Genomic DNA, 17,634 nt, shown 5'->3' on the forward strand with positions numbered 1-17,634 from the left:
CTGAGGAAAACCGCTAAGGATAAATTGGTGTTTATGGATAATTTAAAAAGAAAATTGGAATATAAACGAAAAAGCACCGCCTAAGGACGAAACCTTAGAAGGTGCTTTCTCATATAGATTCTATTATAATAATAGCATAAGAAATTCAAAAAATCAACCAAAGCTGTTGATAAGTAAAAAATATTATTATAAATTAGCTTAGATTAGCCCAATTATGAAAAAAACATTTTATATCACCACCACCCTGCCTTATGTTAACGCGGATCCGCATATTGGGTTTGCGGCCGAGATTATTAAAGCCGACGTGATCGCCCGCTGGCAGCGGCTTTTAGGCAAAGAGGTGTTTTTTAACACGGGCACGGACGAGCACGGCCTAAAAATTTACCGCAAAGCCCGGGAAGAAGGCAAGGACCCGCAAAAATATTGCGACGAATACGCGGCTAAATTTGATAATTTAAAATCGGCTTTAAACTTAAGCTACAATAATTTTATCCGCACGACCGACCCGCATCATATTGCGGCGGCGCAGGAATTTTGGAAGAGGTGCGAAGCCAACGGCGATATTTATAAAAAGAACTACAAGATAAAATATTGCGTTGGTTGCGAACTGGAAAAAACCGAATCAGAACTAGTTGACGGCAAATGCCCGGAGCATCCCAATTTAGAATTAGAGACGATAGAGGAAGAGAATTATTTTTTTCGCTGGTCAAAATATCAGGATAAACTACTGGCGCTTTATGAGAAAAATAAGGATTTTGTCGTGCCGGCGCATCGGCTTAATGAAATAAAGAATTTTGTTAAAGCCGGCTTGCAGGATTTTTCCGTTTCCCGTTTGGTTGAAAAAATGCCCTGGGGGATTCCGGTGCCCGGGGACCCGGCCCATGTTATGTATGTCTGGTTTGACGCTTTGGTTAATTACATTTCGGCTTTGGGCTGGCCGGAAGACGAGAAAAAATTTAAGGAATTTTGGCCGTGCGTTCAGGTGGCCGGCAAAGACAATTTGCGCCAGCAAGCGGCGATGTGGCAGGGGATGCTGATGTCAGCCGGCATAACTCCGTCAAAGCAGATTTTAATTTTCGGATTCTTGACCGCCAACGGCCAGAAAATGAGCAAAAGCTTGGGCAATGTCATTAATCCCTTTGAAGTGGTAAAGAGATATGGGGCTGACGCCACCCGCTATTATTTATTGTCGGAAATTTTACCTTTTGAGGATGGCGATTTTTCCTATGATAAATTTGAGAGCCGCTATAATGCCGATTTGGCCAACGGCTTAGGCAACTTAGTGGCGCGACTTTCCAATTTATTGGAAAAGAACGGGATAGAAATAAAAATAAAACCGGACAGCGATAAAAAATTAAAAAAAGAGTTTTCGGAAAAAATGGAATTATACCGTTTTGACGAAGCTTTAAAGATTCTGTGGAGAAAACTGCGGGAGAGCGACGAATTTTTAAGCTCCAAAGCGCCCTGGAAAATGAAGGATAAAAGCGACATTAAAAAAGTGTTAGAACCGGTGGCGCAAAATATTTTAGATGTGGCTTATTATTTGCAGCCGTTTATGCCGGAGACAGCGGAAAAGATTATAAAGCAATTTAGCGAGAGGCAGGTTAAGAAAGGGGAAGGATTGTTTCCCAGAATAGTCTGTTAAAAAAATGCCGAGATTGAATTTTCAATTTTCAATGACCAATTTTCAGTCAATATTTAATTTTTAATATTAAATTAAGTGGCGGATAAAAATACTAATTATGATTTAGAAGAGAGATTGGCTAAGTTCGCGGAAAGAGTGATTGATTTAGTTAGAAGATTGCCTAATAACAGCATTAACCAAAAATTAATTCCTCAAGCCGTAGGCTCTTCCGGCTCTTCGGGAGCTAATTATTGCGAGGCCTGCGAAGCGGAAAGCAAGAAGGATTTTAAGCATAAAATAGGGATAGTTAAAAAAGAATTAAGAGAAACTAAGCATTGGTTGAGACTGATAGCTAAAGCAAACCCCGAACAAATAGATGAACTTCGGAAATTATGGAAAGAATGCCATGAACTTTTACTTATATTTTCAAAAATATTAAGATCCTGCAATAATTGACAATTAGTTATTGAAAATTGATTGAAAATTGAGAATTAATAATTGCAAATTATAATAATATTTAAATTAATCATATGGGAATTTTTGACATCATTTTATTAATCATCCTCGCCGGTTTCGTCTTTTACGGTTTATTCTTCGGCTTGATCAGGACTTTGGGGTCGCTCGCCGGCGTAATCGTCGGCGCTTGGCTGGCTAGCCGTTTTTATTTGGAAGTTTTTTCCTGGGTTGGCGATTTGGCGTTCGGGTTTAATAATTTGGGCAAGGTTGTCGTTTTTATTATTTTATTTATTTTAATAAACCGTTTAGTTTGTTTCGCTTTTGTGATTTTGGACAGGACTTTTGATATTATTTCCATCATTCCCTTTTTAAAAAGCATCAACCGTTTAGCCGGGGCGGTTTTGGGTTTATTCATGGGCGGGCTGATTTTAGGTTTGATTTTATACGTAGCGGCCCGTTACGCTGTTTTTGATAGTTTTTTTGGCGATTGGCTGGTTAATTCCGAAGTGGCGCCGCGTCTGGTTAAATTTGCCACCGTTTTAACCCCGCTCCTGCCTGAAGTTTTGAAGAAGTTGCAAAGCTTGATATAAGCAATTAACAGTTAACAATTGGCAATTAACAAGATATGAGATTTTCTTATATTTGGCAGAAAAGAATTTACCCGCCGATTTTGATGAAACCGGTAATTGCAGCCACGATTTCGGGTTTTAAAAAAATTTTTCCGGGCAGCCAGATAAGAGCCGGCGGCAATTATTGGCAAGACGGTTTGGGCGATTATTTTTATGACGATTCGGGCCTAAAAAAAACCGTTGAGGTTATAGCGGGCAGGGCGCTATCTAACCCGGCCTTTCTTTATAATATTTTTGTTAAGGCTTTTAAGAAGTCGGAAAAGTTAAAATCTTTCTCTGAAGAAAATTTTCCTGCCGATTTGAAAAAAGCAAAATACGATAAGCTGCTGGAGTTTTGCCAAGATTATGACGCCCGATTTTATGATTTTTATTCTTATGGTTCCTGTCAAAGTTTTTTAGGCTACTACGAAGACAATCCGATTTATCGGAAGATGAATGAAATCCTAAAGAAGAAGACTAAACAGAAGCCGGAAAAATTTGCCGATTATCTAGTGATTTTAACTAATCCGCCAAAAAGTTTAGAAACCAATAAGCAGGAGATCGCAATTTTAGAACTGGCCGAAAAAATTAAAAAAAGAAGACTTGGAAGCCGGGCTGAAGTTTTAAAAAAATTCCGGAGAGAGCTGGAAGCGCTTAACAAGAGATTTAATTATTTGTCTTTTGATTTTACCAATAAAACCGATTGGGATATAAACCATTATCTTAAATTGGCCTTAGAGAAAGCCGGGTCGGGTTTGAGTTTGGGGGTAAAAATAAGAGAGTTAAAGAATTACGAAAAAGAAACCGAAAAAAACTTTAGGAAAGCCTGCCAAGACATAAAGTTAAACAAGAAAGAAATAAAAGTTTTTGATTTGGTCCGAAACTTAGGATACTACAAATGGGCCCGAGAATATGAATTTCAGAGATCCACCCGGAATTTTTACTTAGTTTTAGAAGAAATGGGGTCCCGCCTCGGCCTCAATTCTTTAGAATCGAAGTATATTTTTATAGATGAATGGGAAAAACTTAAAAGTAGAGGCAAAGAACTTAAGAAAATAGCCAAAGCCAGAATTAAAAGTTCCCTTATTTTCATCTCCCAGGAAAAGGGAGCGGAAATGCTAGTGGGTGAAAAAGCAACCAAACGATTTAAAAAATTGTCTTTTGCTAAAGAAAGAGAGAATCAGGCCACGGCCGAGATAAAAGGCATGCCGGCCCGGGCCGGGAAAGCCGAGGGCGTAGTGAAAATAATTAACAGCAAAAAAGATTTGCCCAAAATGGCGAAAGGCAATATTTTGGTATCCCGGGCAACCAATCCGGAGTTAATTTCGGCTATGAAAAAAGCGGCGGCCATTATTACGGACGAAGGCGGGATAACCTGCCATGCCGCCATAGTTTCCCGCGAATTAGGGATTCCTTGCGTAGTGGGCACAAAAATCGCGACCCAGGTTTTTAAAGACGGGGACAGAGTAGAAGTGGATGCTAACAAGGGAATAGTGAAAAAATTATGACTTTGGAAAAAATTAAAAAAGTGGATTGGCGGTATGTAGCTGACCGAAGATTGGCTCTGCTTTTCATGAGTTTGGTTGATATCTCTTATTGTAACTTTAAAAAAGCGGCCAGCATAGATTGGGGGGTTATACACATCCTGCGTTTTAGTGACGGAAAATTCTATCATAGCGGCAGAGAAATAGACGACTTAGGTAAAATATTCTTAAGGGGAGGAGAAAAGTTACTGAAAAAATTTGCCAAAAAACTTATTTTTCATGTTTCTAATTTAGATAAATTATCAAAAGAGATAGGGAAGACAGATTGCTCCGGTTTAACCCGGAAAGAATTGGTTGCGTTGTTGGATAATTTTTCGGATTTATCTTTTTATGCCCACAACTTTCTAACGCCGATGATAGTTGCCGATAAGGTTTTATCTAAAATAATCTTAGACAGCCTGCCGGATGGAGATGATAATAAAAAGGAAGAATGGTTGGGGATATTAACTCAACCGGTCAAAGAAAATGAGTATGTCAAAGAACAAAAATCTTTTTATAGATTGGCAATTAAATATAAAAGAAAGAGTAGAAACTTTAATAGGAGCTTAAATGCCCATTTAAGAAAGTACGGTTATTTGGGGGCGAAAGAGTATTGGTGGGATTCCGCCTGGACGAAAGAAGATATTTTAGACCGTTTAGATATTTTTTCATCGCAGAATAAAAATCCGCTGGATAAAATAAATAACCTAATAAAGGTAAAGCAGGAGAGAGAAGTGGCTTTTAATAGCTTATTAAAGGAGCTTGAAATTAAAAAGAATTCAAAATTTTTTAAACTGATAGAAGTAGCAAGAGATTACGCTTATCTAAGAACGTGGCGTACCGAGGTTTTATATGGCGCCGGATATAGGGCAAGAAATCTTTTTTACGAGATAGCAAGGGGGGCTGGAGCAGAAAATGGAATCATCCCTTATTTAACGATTTCCGAGGCAAGAAAGATGGCTAGAGAAAAAAAATTGCCGATTACGATGAATGAATTTAGAAAAAGAAAGAAATTTTATGTGAGTGTTAAGAGGGGAAGAAAATTTGTCGTTTTTTCGGGGCGAACTTGGTTTAAAAAATTAAAAAGGGTAATCAAGATTGATAATCAGGGGGAAAGCGATAAAGTTTTGCGGGGAAACATCGCCTATCCGGGCATAGCCAGAGGCATGGCGAGAATCGTTGAGCATGGCCCAAAAAGTAAGATCAGTATTAAGAGGGTAAAGAAAGGCGATATAATGGTGGCGACTATGACTTTTCCCAATTTTATTCCGGCCATGGAAAAAGCGGCCGCTTTTGTTACGGACGAGGGCGGAATTTTATGCCATGCGGCGATTGTGGCCAGGGAAATGAAAAAGCCCTGCATTATTGGGACAAAAATCGCGACGCAGGTTTTAAAAGACGGAGATGAGGTTGAAGTAGACGCTAATAAGGGAGTAGTAAAAATTCTATCCCGCCACTAGGGCGGGATGCTCGATTTTGCCGCCAATCGTTTAAGCTTTTGGGCAAAATCGGCAAAATAAAAAAAGCGGCGACCCAGAGTTCAAATTGAACTTGAGTAGCCGCTGTGAATCACTCTGCAATAATGAGGTGATCAGGCCCGTTCGCCACCGTCCGCGAGATCGACACCGTCCGCGATGAGGACAAGGGTTATTTCGCCACCTTCGTCCTCCTTGATTTCGAAGAGAGCGCCGCTCTTGGCCTGTTCCTTCGAGAGTCCGAAACCGAAGAGGATCGTGGGTCGGCCGACACAGAACAGGGTATCATCCGGAGCTTTGCGAATCTCATTCATCACACCTTCCGGAGTTACCCCCGAACTGTATGCGTCTTCCCCGTATTTTACCACGCGTCCACTGGCGAGGACTATTTTTTTCTCGCCGGCGATGGTAACGAGACTGTCCGGCCCGCCCAGAGCAGCCGTATGGCGATCGACGTTTAATTCCAGGGCATCGGGGATATCGGTGTGACGTTTCCCCGTGGCGCTGACGACATGCGCCGGCTTGCCACCGTGAAACAGGGAAGAGATCTTCGGATTGAGAGCGCGAATGGCAGCAAATCCTTCCGGGGTCATACCCGGGTCTCCGATAGCGACGCCGTTTTCATCCAGTTCATACTTGAATGAATGAGTGCAGAAAACTTTCATTGTGTTCTCCCTTCAGAAAAGTGTGGAAAAACGTGAAAATCGCTAAAAATAAAAGGTGCAAGTTTAATATATAAGTATAGCATAAATATATATTTTTGTCAAGCAAGATACAAAATAAATTAATTATTTGTCTAATATTAGATAAATATGCCCAAAGAAAAATTAGAAAAAATTGCCCGAGAATATGTGGTTTCTTTGTTTCCGGTGGCCACCATGCTGGACGCTTTTGCCGGCCCGATGAAAAAAAGAGTTGGCGAGAGCTGCCCCCTAGTTATTGTTTTGGAAAATAACGCGGTTACTTATTATATCTGGCCGTCAAAATGGCATAAAGCCCATAAGTCTTTGGTGGCGAAAATAAAAAATAATTATAATTTTTTAAAAAATACTTATAAAGAAATAGAAAAATCAGGGAAGCGCCAGGTGGTGGCAACCCGCCATCTTGTAAAGAAAGCTTCTGCTTATAATAACCAAGAACTTAATCGTTATTATCAGAATTTTATTGTAAGCAATACCGAACTTTATTCTTTCGGCCTGGTTCTTTCTTTACTGGATTTTCACGACACGACATTTATTTCGGACGAACTGCGCGCAATTTTAAAGAGAAACAAAGCGGATAGATATTTTAATGTTTTAACAAGTTCTCGGCGTGACACTTTTAATAAAAAGCAGGAAATCGCGATTTTAAAAGTGTTATTGCCAATAACACAAAATAAAAAGTTTATTGACCGTTTTAAAAAGGAAGAAAGCTCTGATTTAGCAGGGGATCTTAAAAAGAATGCGAAAAAAATTTGGCGAATGCTTAAAACTCATACTCGCAGATATGCTTGGGTTTATTATGTTTACGAGGGACCGGCGGCTGATGAGATTTATTTTATTGATATCTTAAAAGATTATGTGAAGCGAGGGATTGATCCGACCAAGGAACTAGCTAAATACAGAAGAGAAAAAGAAGATTTGCGGCAGAAGCAGACGGAAATTGTTAAGGGTTTAAAATCAAATAATTATGAAAAGCAGATTATTGACATAGCGCGGGATTTTGTTTTTTTTAAAGCTTATCGCCGCGAATTGCAGACTTGGTCGTATTATCATATGGAATCCCTGCTAAAAGAAATTGCCAAGCGTTTGCGTTTATCCATAAAGCAGGCGCGGATGATGTTGCCGGAAGAAGTGGCCAGCGCCTTGAAAACCGGGAAAGTAAATCATAATTTATTAAATGATCGCTTGAAATTGGTGGTTTACGGATATAAGCCGGAAAAATTTTTTCTGGCGGGAAAATCAGCCAAAGATTTTGTAAAAAGAGAAATAAAAGCGGAGGAAGAAATAAAAATGGTTAATAAATTAAGCGGAGAAGTGGCTTCGCCGGGAAAAGCCAAAGGCGAAGTGGCGATTATTAACGCGCCGGAGGATATGAAAAAAATGATGGCCGGCAATATTTTAGTTTCCTTTTCCACTAATCCCAATCTTATGCCCGCTATTCGGCAGGCCGCGGCGATTGTGACAGACGAAGGCGGGCTGACCTGCCACGCCGCCATTGTTTCACGCGAATTAGGAATCCCTTGCGTGGTTGGAACAAAAATCGCCACGCAGGTTTTGGAGGATGGGGATAGGGTAAGGGTAGATGCGAATGCCGGGATAGTCAGAAAGTTATAAAGTTTTTAAAGTAGAAAGTGGTGATTAGTTAATTAGGTACTTAGGGATTAGGGAATGGGTTAGTCTTGTTTTATTATAAGTGTATGAAATATATTAAATTAAACCTAAAAAAAATCACTAAAAAAGAAATTGATTTAATTATTGATTATTTTAAGCGCGGGAAAGTTATTGTTTATCCGACAGATACGATTTACGGCTTGGGGTGTTTGGCAACAAATAAAAAAGCCGTAAAGAAAATTTTTAAAATAAAGGGCAGGGAAAAGAAAAAGCCCCTGTTAATTTTGGTTAATGGCTTTAAAATGCTTAAAAAATACTGTTTTGTCAGTAAAGAGCGGGAAAAATGCTTAAAAAAATTATGGAAAAGCGCCAGGCCGACATCGGTTATTTTGAGAAAAAAAGGAAATTTGCCTGCCGAATTGACCGCCGGCCAGGAAACCATAGCCGCGCGTTTGCCAAAAAATGGATTTTTGCTTAAAATACTAAGGGGAGTTAATTGCCCGATAGTTTCTACAAGTCTAAACAAAAGCGGGCAAAAAAATCTAGAAAGCGTTAGGGCCTTGGGTAATTATTTTAAAAAGGTTAAGCCGGATTTGGTAGTTGATGCCGGAGTAATAAAAGCGAAGCCATCGAGATTAATAGACTTAAGAGATTTAGGGGATGTTAGAGTGTTAAGGAAATGATAACGATAATGTAGAGACTAAAAAGATAAAAATTTTCAAGTTTCAATTATCAATTATCAATGAATTTTCAATTGAATAATTATCAATGAATTTAATTTAAGATTTGATAATTGAAAATTGATAATTGATTGAAAATTGTAAATTGGTAATTGATAATTAATGGGCTATGCTTTACACCATAAAATCAAAATATGTGGGCGAAAACAAAAGAAACAAGTGGCTGAAAAGAACGGCCATGGTTATTTTAATTTTAATTCTGATGGCGGTTTCTTTCGGCTCCGGTTTATATATTTCACAGAAGAGCGAGGTTGTGAAGGAATTGGCGAAAAAGGAAGCGGTTTACCTCGGGCAATTGACCAGCAAATACGGCCAGAGCCGGAATGACATCTTGAGCCGGGATACCGATTTCAATTTATTTTGGGAAGTTTGGGATACTTTAAAAAAGGAATACGTTGATAGGGAGGGCCTGAACGACAAAGAGATGTTTTACGGAGCCTTGAAGGGGATGGTAGCGTCCTTGGGCGACCCCTATACGGTTTTTATGGACCCGAAATTGTCCCGGGAATTTGAAGAAGACATGGCCGGCACTTTTGAGGGCATTGGCGCGGAAATAGGGATCAGAAAAGAAGTTTTAACCATTATCGCGCCCCTGGACGGCATGCCGGCGCAGAAAGCGGGGCTGGCCTCCGGAGACAAAGTTTATTACATTGACGGCGAGACAACAGCCGGGATGACGGTTGATGAAGCCGTGAGAAAAATTCGCGGCCCGAAGGGAACGGATGTTACTTTGACGATTTTCCGCGAAGGCAGCGACGGGGCCAGAGACATCACCATTACCCGCGGCGTGATTGTTGTCAAAAGCGTGAAAACGGAAACCATAGCTTTGGCGGAAAATGCCGGCGGGGCTGGCGAAGAAAAAAATGATGACATTTTTGTTTTAAAGATAAGCAATTTCAATAATGACACTTTGGATTTGTTTAACAAGGCGGCGCGCGACATCCTGGCGAAAGATCCGGCCGGCATAATTTTGGATTTGCGCAACAACCCCGGCGGTTATTTGGACACGGCGATTGAACTGGCCAGCGAATGGGTGGATAACGGCCTTGTCGTGACGGAAAAATTCAGCGAGGAAAAAAAGAACGAGTATTTTTCGCGGGGAAGGGCCAGGTTGAAAGATTACCCCACTGTGGTTTTGGTTAATGGCGGCAGCGCCTCGGCTTCGGAAATTTTAGCCGGCGCTTTGCGGGACCATAAAAAAGCCACGATTGTCGGGGGGCAAACTTTTGGCAAAGGTTCGGTTCAGACCCTTAGGGAGTTCGGAGACGGATCTTCGGTAAAGATAACCGTGGCAAAATGGTTGACGCCGAACGGCGACTCCATCAATGACGAGGGGATTAAGCCGGATATTGAAATTGAAATGACGCCCGAAGACTATGAGGAAAATAAAGACCCGCAGATGGAAAAAGCGGTTGAAATTTTGAGAAGCAAATAATAATTAAACATATGGCGAAAGATCCCTCTTTGGGGGAAAAAATTGGAACCGTGACCCATTATTTCGGGAAAATAGGGGTAGCGGTGCTGGTTCTGGAAAAGGAACTGAAAGCGGGAGACAAAATCAGGTTTGTGGGGGGCAAAGATGATTTTGAGCAGGAAGTTGATTCCATGCAGATTGATAAAAAGCAGGTGAGTGAAGCGGGCAAGGGAGAATCTGTCGGCCTGAAAGTAGATGAAAAAGTAAGGGTTGGCGATGAAGTTTATCGGGTTTAAAAAAGACGATAAAATTTCAGAGAGTTAATCGTCAATTTTTTGTTATATATAAAATAATAAAATAACAAAATAATATAAAAAGGGATTATTTGTTTTATTTTTTTATGTTATTTTATTATTTTAACTGTATGGTCGTTAGAAGAAAAATAATTGGCAAAAGTCAGGAAAATAAAAATATTAGTTTTGACAATGAGAAATACTTGGCCGAACAAACAAAAGCGATTTTAGAGAGAGTTAAGCAATTTAACAATAAATTATATTTGGAGTTCGGCGGGAAATTGGGCTATGATTATCACGCCGCCCGGGTTTTGCCCGGGTATGACAGCGATGTTAAATTAAAATTGTTGCGGAGGCTGAAAAATAAAGTTGAAATTATTTTATGTATTTACGCCGATGATATTGCCAGGGGGAAAGTGCGGGGCGATTTCGCCATAACTTATGATTTCGCCACTCTGAAATTAATTGACGATTTGAAAAAATGGGGCCTGGACAAGGTGACTGTTTTAATCACCCGCTTCAAAGGAGAGCCGGCGGTAATAAAATTCAAAAACAAACTGGAGAAAAGAAAAATAAAAATCTATATCCACAAGGAGATAAAAAACTATCCCAGTGACGTTGATTTCGCGGTAAGCAAAAACGGTTTTGGAAAAAATTGCTATATTCCGACCAGGCGCCCGATAGTTGTGGTTAACGGGCCCGGCCCCAATAGCGGCAAAATGGCGACCTGCCTTTCCCAGCTTTATCATGACCACAAAAGAGGCAAAAAATCCGGCTATGCCAAATTTGAAACTTTTCCCATCTGGAATTTGCCCTTGGAGCATATGGCGAATGTGGCTTACGAAGCGGCGACGGCCGATATCGGCGATTATAATGTTGTTGATCCTTTCCACCTTAAAGCTTATGGCAAAACAACGGTTAACTATAACCGAGACGTGGAAAATTTTCCCATTTTAAAAAAACTGCTGGAAAAAATTGTCGGCGATGACAAAGAATTGCCTTACCAGTCTCCGACCGATATGGGGGTTAATCGGGCCGGGTTTGCCATTATTAATGATGAAGCGATTAGACGGGCCAGCCGGCAGGAGCTAGTCAGGCGTTATTTCCGTTATAATTGCGAATATATTTGCGGAGCGGAAAAAAAAGAAACGGTTGAAAGAGTGGAAAAATTATTGGGAGAAAATGACATAAAAATAAGCGAAAGGAAAGCGGTGGAAATAGCCAGAAAAATCGGCAAGGAAGCTTTTGCCCAGGGGAGGGGACACAAAGGAATTTCCTGCGGGGCGGCGATTGAGCTGAAAGACGGAAAAATAATTACCGCTTTAAATTCAAAATTAATGCATGCCGCTTCCGCTTTGATTATTGAGGTTCTGAAAGTGTTGGGGGGTATTCCCGAAACCGCTCCCTTGGTTCCCGTTAATTTTTTTAAAAAAATTTCTTCGGCAAAAACGGGAATTTTGAATTCAGATTCCCGCAGTTTGGATTTAAACGAGGTTTTAATGGCTTTGATTATTTATTCCAATGCCAATCCGAAGGTGAAATCGGCTTTGGATAATTTAAAACAGATAAAAGGTTGCGAAATGCACATGACTCATATGCCAACGCCGGGCGATGAAGTGGCCTTGAAAAAGATAGGCATAAATTTAACTTGCGACCCCAATTTTTCCTCGCGCAACTTATTTATTGTTTAATTTTTTTTGGGTTTAATTTTATGGACAAAAAAAAGAAAAAAACCAAAAAGGCAAGCGCGAAATATATCTTCGTGGTCGGCGGAGTTATGTCCGGGGTCGGCAAGGGAATCACCTGCGCTTCAATCGGGCGGATTTTACAGTCCAAGGGTTTTGAAGTGAGCGCCATTAAAATTGATCCCTATATTAACATTGACGCCGGCACCATGAATCCTATTGAACATGGCGAGGTTTTTGTGACCGAAGACGGAGACGAGACCGACCAGGACATCGGTAACTATGAAAGGTTTTTGGGCAAAAATATCGGCCGGGAAAGCTATATGACGACCGGCCGGGTCTATTCAAGCGTGATAGCGCGCGAAAGAAATTTAGAGTACGGAGGGCGGTGCGTTCAGGTTGTGCCTGACATACCCAATGAAGTGATTGCGCGCATTAAGGCGGCTGTCCGCAAAACCAAAGCCGAAATAATGATTATAGAAATAGGGGGCACGGTCGGGGAATACGAAAATTTATTGTTTTTGGAAGCGGCCAGAATGATGCACTTGGCCGATCCGGAAAATGTTTTGTTCATAATGGTGTCTTATCTGCCCGTTCCCGCTTTAATTGGAGAAATGAAAACCAAGCCGACCCAGCATGCCGTCCGCGCTTTGAATTCGGCCGGCATCCAGCCGGATTTTATCATAGCGCGTTCGCGCGCCGGGCTTGATCTTCCCCGCCGCAGAAAAATCGGAATTTTCTGCAATATCCAGCAGGAGGATGTAATTTCCGCTCCCGACATTGATTCAATTTATGAAGTGCCGATAAATTTTGAAAAAGACAAATTAGGTGACAGAATTTTGGAGAAATTCCGGCTGGGGGATAGAAAAAAAGACTTAGTGGATTGGCGCAAGATGGTGAAGAATATGAAAGGCGCCAAGAAGGAAGTTAATATCGGCATTGTGGGCAAATATTTTGCCAGCGGAGATTTTTCTTTGGCCGATTCCTATATTTCCGTGATTGAAGCCGTAAAGCATGCCGGCGCGGCCAACCGGCTTAGGCCCAAAATGCGCTGGATAAACGCCGAAGAAGTGGAGACCGAAGGCGTAAAAATTTTAAAAGATTTTGACGGCATAATCGTGCCCCAGGGCTGGGGTTCGCGCGGTTCGGAAGGGAAAATTAAAACCATAAGATATTGCCGGGAAAACAAAGTGCCTTATTTCGGGCTTTGCTACGGCATGCAGATGGCCGTAATTGAATTTGCCCGCAATGTTTGCAAATTAAGAAAAGCTAATTCAGCCGAAGTAGATCCGAAGACTCCTCATCCGGTAATTCATATTATGCCTGGCCAAGCCGATCTAATCGCCAAGAAGGGCTATGGCGGCACAATTCGGCTTGGCGGCTGGCCTTGCAAAATTATCAAAGGCGCCCGTCTGGCAGCCGCTTATGAGAAAAAAATCGGGAGCAAAAGGGTTGTTTCGGAAAGGCACAGGCACAGATATGAGTTTAATAATCAGTATAGAAAAATTTTTGAAAAAAACGGCTTAACCATTGCCGGGACTTCGCCGGACGGGAAAATTGTGGAAGCGATTGAAATTTCCGATCATCCGTTTTTCATCGGCACTCAATTTCATCCGGAATATATTTCCCGCCCCCTTGACCCGCATCCGTTATTTGTTGAGTTTGTCAGGGTTTGCCTGAAGTTGAGAGAGAAAATAAAATAGACGAAGGAAAAAGAAGAAAAACGGTTGTGAAAAACGGTTGTTTTGAAGGCTAATTTATGCTATAATTAAAGTATGCAAACGTTAACAAAAAAATCGCTTTTTTGGGATGTAGCCGAGATTGACCCCCAAAAAAATAGAAAGTTTATTATTGAAAGAATTCTTAATTTTGGAGATGAGGCGGATTTTCGCTGGATAATAAAATCTTATGGAGAAGACGAGATCAAGAAGATTATCTTAAAAACTAGAGCGCTTGACAATAAATCGCTGTTTTTTTGGCGCCAGTATTTTAATCTGAATCAAAATAGATGCTTAAAAAACCGATTAACAAAAAAACAAGGTTGGTTCTGGAAAAGATAAGTCAAAGCGATTTAGTTGAAAAGTTTTATTTGGCTGGCGGCACGGCGTTGGCTATGGCCTTGGAGCACAGAGAATCAATTGATTTGGACTGGTTTTGCCAGACTGGTTTTTCTAACCAAGAGATAAAAGCCAAATTGTCCAAAGTCGGCAATTTTAAGGTTATTAATGAGTCCGAAGGGACAGTCAACGGACTGGTGGATGAGGTGCGGGTTAGTTTTTTGCGCTATCAGTATAAATTAATTTTTCCTTTAGCGGCAATAGGTAAAATAAAATTAGCCGATGAACGGGATATTGCCGCCATGAAAATTGACGCTATCTCTTCTCGCGGCAGTAAAAAAGATTTTATTGACATATTTTTTCTCTTAAAAAAATATTCACTGGAAGAATTAATCGGATTTTTTAAGAGGAAATACGCCGAAATCGATTATAATCGGCTTCATATTTTAAAGAGTTTGGTTTATTTTGTGGAGGCGGACAATGAGCCAATGCCGATAATGATCAAAGATGTTAATTGGGAAGAGGTTAAAAAAGAAATTGGAGAAAAGGTGAATAAATTAGTAAAAACATAATTAAGTTTAATATGCCGGCGCCGATCATCTGTAATCCCCGTTCCCCCTTTGTCATTCCTGCCCGCGAGCAGGAATCCAGGGTTCTGGATCCCCGGGTCTCGCTTTGCTCGCCCGAGGATGACAAACATTATCTTGTCATTCCCGTTTTTTTTCTGTCATTCCCGCCCCGCAATAAATGCGAGGTAAACTCCGGCGGGAATCCGGAATTAACTCTCCGATCTCCCTTGCTATTGTTTCCCAATTTTTATATATTTTGTTATAATATAGGTATATGATAAAAATGTGGAAAACTATTTTTTACAGCAATTTTGATTTTACGAGAGAGAGAGAGAGAGAGAGAGTAATTCACGCTCCCCGGTTTTTGAATTTTTCCAAATTTATTCATTTTTTTAATCTTTTCAATAATATTGGAGAGATTTTTTGTTTCTCAAAATTTTAATGGAATGCTTAAACCATGCTTATTTACATTAATACCAATAAAATTTTAGACTACTTATCCAAGGGCGCCTTTCTTGTTTTATTGCTATTACCCATCTTTTTCTTTTCTCCTCTTGGCGCTTTCGCTTCTTCCACCGACGGCGTGATTGACAGCGTCCGCCAATACGCCTGGACGGAAAACTCCGGCTGGCTGAATTTCGGGACTAGCGAAGGCAATGTCCATGTTTTTGATATGGTTTTAACCGGCTACGCTTGGGGCGAAAATGTCGGCTGGATTTCCCTAAATTGCGCCAATGATAATTCATGCGATATTTCCGATTATAAAGTCGCCAATGACGGCGAAGGCAATTTATCCGGCTATGCCTACGGGGAAAATATCGGCTGGATCAATTTTAATCCGGAAAACGGCGGTATCACTATAAATAGAACCGGCGATTTTTCCGGCTACGCTTGGGGCGAGAATATCGGTTGGGTTGTTTTTAATTGCGCTACAACCAATTCTTGCGCAACCGTTGATTACGGAATAAAAACCGATTGGCGGCCGAGAAGCGCCCGTCCGCAATGCAATAACGGGATTGACGACGACGGAGACGGCCGCATTGATTATCCGGACGATCCGGGATGCGTGTCGCTTGATGATGATTTTGAAGCGGACGATCCGGGTCCCATTCCCATGTATATTTTAAGTCCCTCAAGTTCTGGTCAAACTTCAGAAGAAATTCCTGCCGAACCGTCTGAACCGGAAATTCCTGCCGAACAACCCGAGCCGTCTTTCGTAGAAGACATTAAGGAGGGGGCAGAAAAAACAATTGACGCTCTAAAACCGATAATTAAAAAGCCGGTGGAAAGCGTAAAAAAAACTATTGACAAGGTAATTGATCTATTCAAGCCAATCCCAACAGATAAAGAGATTGCGGAAGAGGAAATAGAAAAACTGGTGCCGCAAGAAGCGCCGCCGTCTTTGAAGGGCGAGTGGACGCTTTTGCCGCAAGAGTCCATAGATAGGTTCGCCTTGATGCCCCTTCCCCGAGAATTGAGTTTGTTGATTAATAAATTTCCAGACTTGGAAAAAACTTTTAAAGAATTGGGGATAAGAAAGATTACGGACTTGGAGAAATTGGAAGGCGTGAGACTGATTTTACCCGGCCTTACACAAGCTATTGGATTGGTTGGCGGCGAAGGTCCAGATGGCGAAATAGTTTTGTCAGGCGGCATACCGTTGCCTAAATTGCCGGATACGGCCAAAGATAAAATTCCCGAGGGGATAGTGTTTGCCAGAGCCGCCGGTGATTACATTGATTTCAATATGGAATTGACGATTTCCCGTCAAGGAGAGACGCAAAGCAAGATCAATGTCATCTCCGGCCACACTTTGAGCTTGCTTATAAAACCCGAAGGCGAGGTTGACAGCATAAAGGGCTATATCGCGTTTAAATCTCAAAACTTAAATCCTGTAACTTATAACTTGAAACCCGAAGCTTCGGGTCAGAGAGTTTTAAATTCCAAGTTTCAAGAAATAGTTTCCGGCTTATTCGCTTTGCCCGCTATGGCGCAAACAGGCGGAGAAAGCGGTTATGCCGTTCCGGGCGAAAATAATATTTCAGATTTTGAATTCAGCGAGACAAGATTGATTTTATCTGAATTTTATTATACGGATCCGGACGCGGACGGAATCTATACCGCTGAAATCCAGGCCCCGCTGGTTCAGGGAAATTACGAAATTATCACCGAGGTTGACTACAAGGACCCGAAGCTGGGCCGAAAAGAAATAAAACTCATCACCGTGGTTGATCCGGAAGGATATGTTTATGAAAAAACCGGCGACAAGGAAACTCGCTTGCCCGAGACCGTGGTTTCTATTTATTGGCTGAATCCGGAAACGGGCGGTTTTGAGCTTTGGCAGTCATCCAAATACCAGCAGCAGAATCCGCAGACTACCGACATCACCGGCCGTTATTCGTTCCTGGTGCCGCCGGGCGAGTATTATCTTGCGGCGAAAGCGCCGGGCTACCTGCCTTGGCAAGGCGAGCGGTTTGAGGTAAAGGAAGGCAGGAATGTGCATTTTAATATTGAAATGAAGACAAAATACGGTTTCTTAAAAATTTTTGACTGGAAAGCCGTATTGCTTATCGGCTTGGCGATTCTTTTGTTTTATAATTTTTATCGGGACAGAAGGCGGGAGAGAAACAAGAATTAAAAATTATAAATCAAGAATCAGATAAAATCAAATCTTTTACAGATTTAAAATTTAGTAAAATTACTAATGATTTAATTAAGAAATCAAAATCTATAATCCATAATTCGTAATTCTTAATTCTAAATAATAAATAATATGTCCAAACAAAAATTAATCGCTATTATTGCCATTCTCGTTTTGCTTATGGGCAATGTTTATTGGAGCTATAAATATTTCGGCTTGAAAGAAAAGCTTGCCCGG

The 17,634-nt window shown here is 41.0% G+C and carries 15 protein-coding genes; 14 read left to right on the forward strand and 1 reads right to left on the reverse strand.

What is annotated here, in order from left to right:
• Positions 1-214 precede the first annotated feature (214 nt).
• The 5 genes from metG (at position 215) to PHQ42_03140 (ending at position 5,671) form a co-directional block, all read left to right on the forward strand.
• Positions 215-1,645: a methionine--tRNA ligase gene (metG, locus tag PHQ42_03120; protein ID MDD5071700.1), complete on the forward strand. Its 1,431-nt coding sequence runs from the start codon at positions 215-217 to the stop codon at positions 1,643-1,645.
• A 75-nt stretch (positions 1,646-1,720) separates the two neighbouring features.
• The gene (locus PHQ42_03125) at positions 1,721-2,080 is read left to right on the forward strand and encodes a four helix bundle protein (protein MDD5071701.1); all 360 of its coding nucleotides are present in this window, start codon (positions 1,721-1,723) and stop codon (positions 2,078-2,080) included.
• Positions 2,081-2,154: 74 nt separating this feature from the next.
• On the forward strand, positions 2,155-2,670 hold the full coding sequence (locus PHQ42_03130) for a CvpA family protein (protein ID MDD5071702.1): 516 nt from the start codon (positions 2,155-2,157) through the stop codon (positions 2,668-2,670).
• 35 nt (positions 2,671-2,705) lie between these two features.
• On the forward strand, positions 2,706-4,196 hold the full coding sequence (locus tag PHQ42_03135) for a PEP-utilizing enzyme (GenBank protein ID MDD5071703.1): 1,491 nt from the start codon (positions 2,706-2,708) through the stop codon (positions 4,194-4,196).
• Positions 4,193-5,671 (forward strand): PEP-utilizing enzyme, encoded by a 1,479-nt coding sequence (locus PHQ42_03140; protein ID MDD5071704.1) that lies wholly within the window; start codon positions 4,193-4,195, stop codon positions 5,669-5,671. Before PHQ42_03135 ends, PHQ42_03140 begins: the two co-directional genes overlap by 4 nt.
• Before the next feature lie 131 nt (positions 5,672-5,802).
• Here the strand turns inward: PHQ42_03140 and PHQ42_03145 are convergent, their stop codons facing one another.
• Positions 5,803-6,351 (reverse strand): hypothetical protein, encoded by a 549-nt coding sequence (locus PHQ42_03145; protein ID MDD5071705.1) that lies wholly within the window; start codon positions 6,349-6,351, stop codon positions 5,803-5,805.
• A 147-nt stretch (positions 6,352-6,498) separates the two neighbouring features.
• On the opposite strand from PHQ42_03145, the gene PHQ42_03150 reads away from it, so the two are divergent.
• From PHQ42_03150 to PHQ42_03190, 9 genes are all read left to right on the forward strand, one after another.
• Positions 6,499-8,001 carry a PEP-utilizing enzyme gene (locus PHQ42_03150; protein ID MDD5071706.1) on the forward strand — a complete coding sequence of 501 codons (1,503 nt, stop codon included), beginning with the start codon at positions 6,499-6,501 and terminating at the stop codon, positions 7,999-8,001.
• An 83-nt stretch (positions 8,002-8,084) separates the two neighbouring features.
• On the forward strand, positions 8,085-8,681 hold the full coding sequence (locus tag PHQ42_03155; GenBank protein MDD5071707.1) for an L-threonylcarbamoyladenylate synthase: 597 nt from the start codon (positions 8,085-8,087) through the stop codon (positions 8,679-8,681).
• 166 nt (positions 8,682-8,847) lie between these two features.
• Positions 8,848-10,173 (forward strand): S41 family peptidase, encoded by a 1,326-nt coding sequence (locus tag PHQ42_03160; protein MDD5071708.1) that lies wholly within the window; start codon positions 8,848-8,850, stop codon positions 10,171-10,173.
• An 11-nt stretch (positions 10,174-10,184) separates the two neighbouring features.
• Positions 10,185-10,448, forward strand: a complete 264-nt coding sequence (locus PHQ42_03165) for a hypothetical protein (GenBank protein ID MDD5071709.1) — start codon at positions 10,185-10,187, stop codon at positions 10,446-10,448.
• Positions 10,449-10,576: 128 nt separating this feature from the next.
• On the forward strand, positions 10,577-12,136 hold the full coding sequence (locus tag PHQ42_03170) for a DUF1846 family protein (GenBank protein ID MDD5071710.1): 1,560 nt from the start codon (positions 10,577-10,579) through the stop codon (positions 12,134-12,136).
• A gap of 20 nt (positions 12,137-12,156) precedes the next feature.
• Complete coding sequence (locus PHQ42_03175) at positions 12,157-13,833, forward strand: CTP synthase (GenBank protein MDD5071711.1); 1,677 nt, start codon at positions 12,157-12,159, stop codon at positions 13,831-13,833.
• Between the two features lie 72 nt (positions 13,834-13,905).
• Positions 13,906-14,190 carry a hypothetical protein gene (locus PHQ42_03180; protein ID MDD5071712.1) on the forward strand — a complete coding sequence of 95 codons (285 nt, stop codon included), beginning with the start codon at positions 13,906-13,908 and terminating at the stop codon, positions 14,188-14,190.
• Entirely contained in the window at positions 14,139-14,759 is a 621-nt protein-coding gene (locus PHQ42_03185) for a nucleotidyl transferase AbiEii/AbiGii toxin family protein (protein ID MDD5071713.1), read from the forward strand. The genes PHQ42_03180 and PHQ42_03185 overlap by 52 nt, the downstream gene beginning before the upstream one ends.
• Before the next feature lie 454 nt (positions 14,760-15,213).
• Positions 15,214-17,394: a carboxypeptidase-like regulatory domain-containing protein gene (locus PHQ42_03190; GenBank protein ID MDD5071714.1), complete on the forward strand. Its 2,181-nt coding sequence runs from the start codon at positions 15,214-15,216 to the stop codon at positions 17,392-17,394.
• Positions 17,395-17,634 lie beyond the last annotated feature (240 nt).

This window comes from Patescibacteria group bacterium (assembly GCA_028711655.1).
In the GTDB taxonomy this organism is placed as follows: domain Bacteria; phylum Patescibacteriota; class Patescibacteriia; order Patescibacteriales; family JAQTRU01; genus JAQTRU01.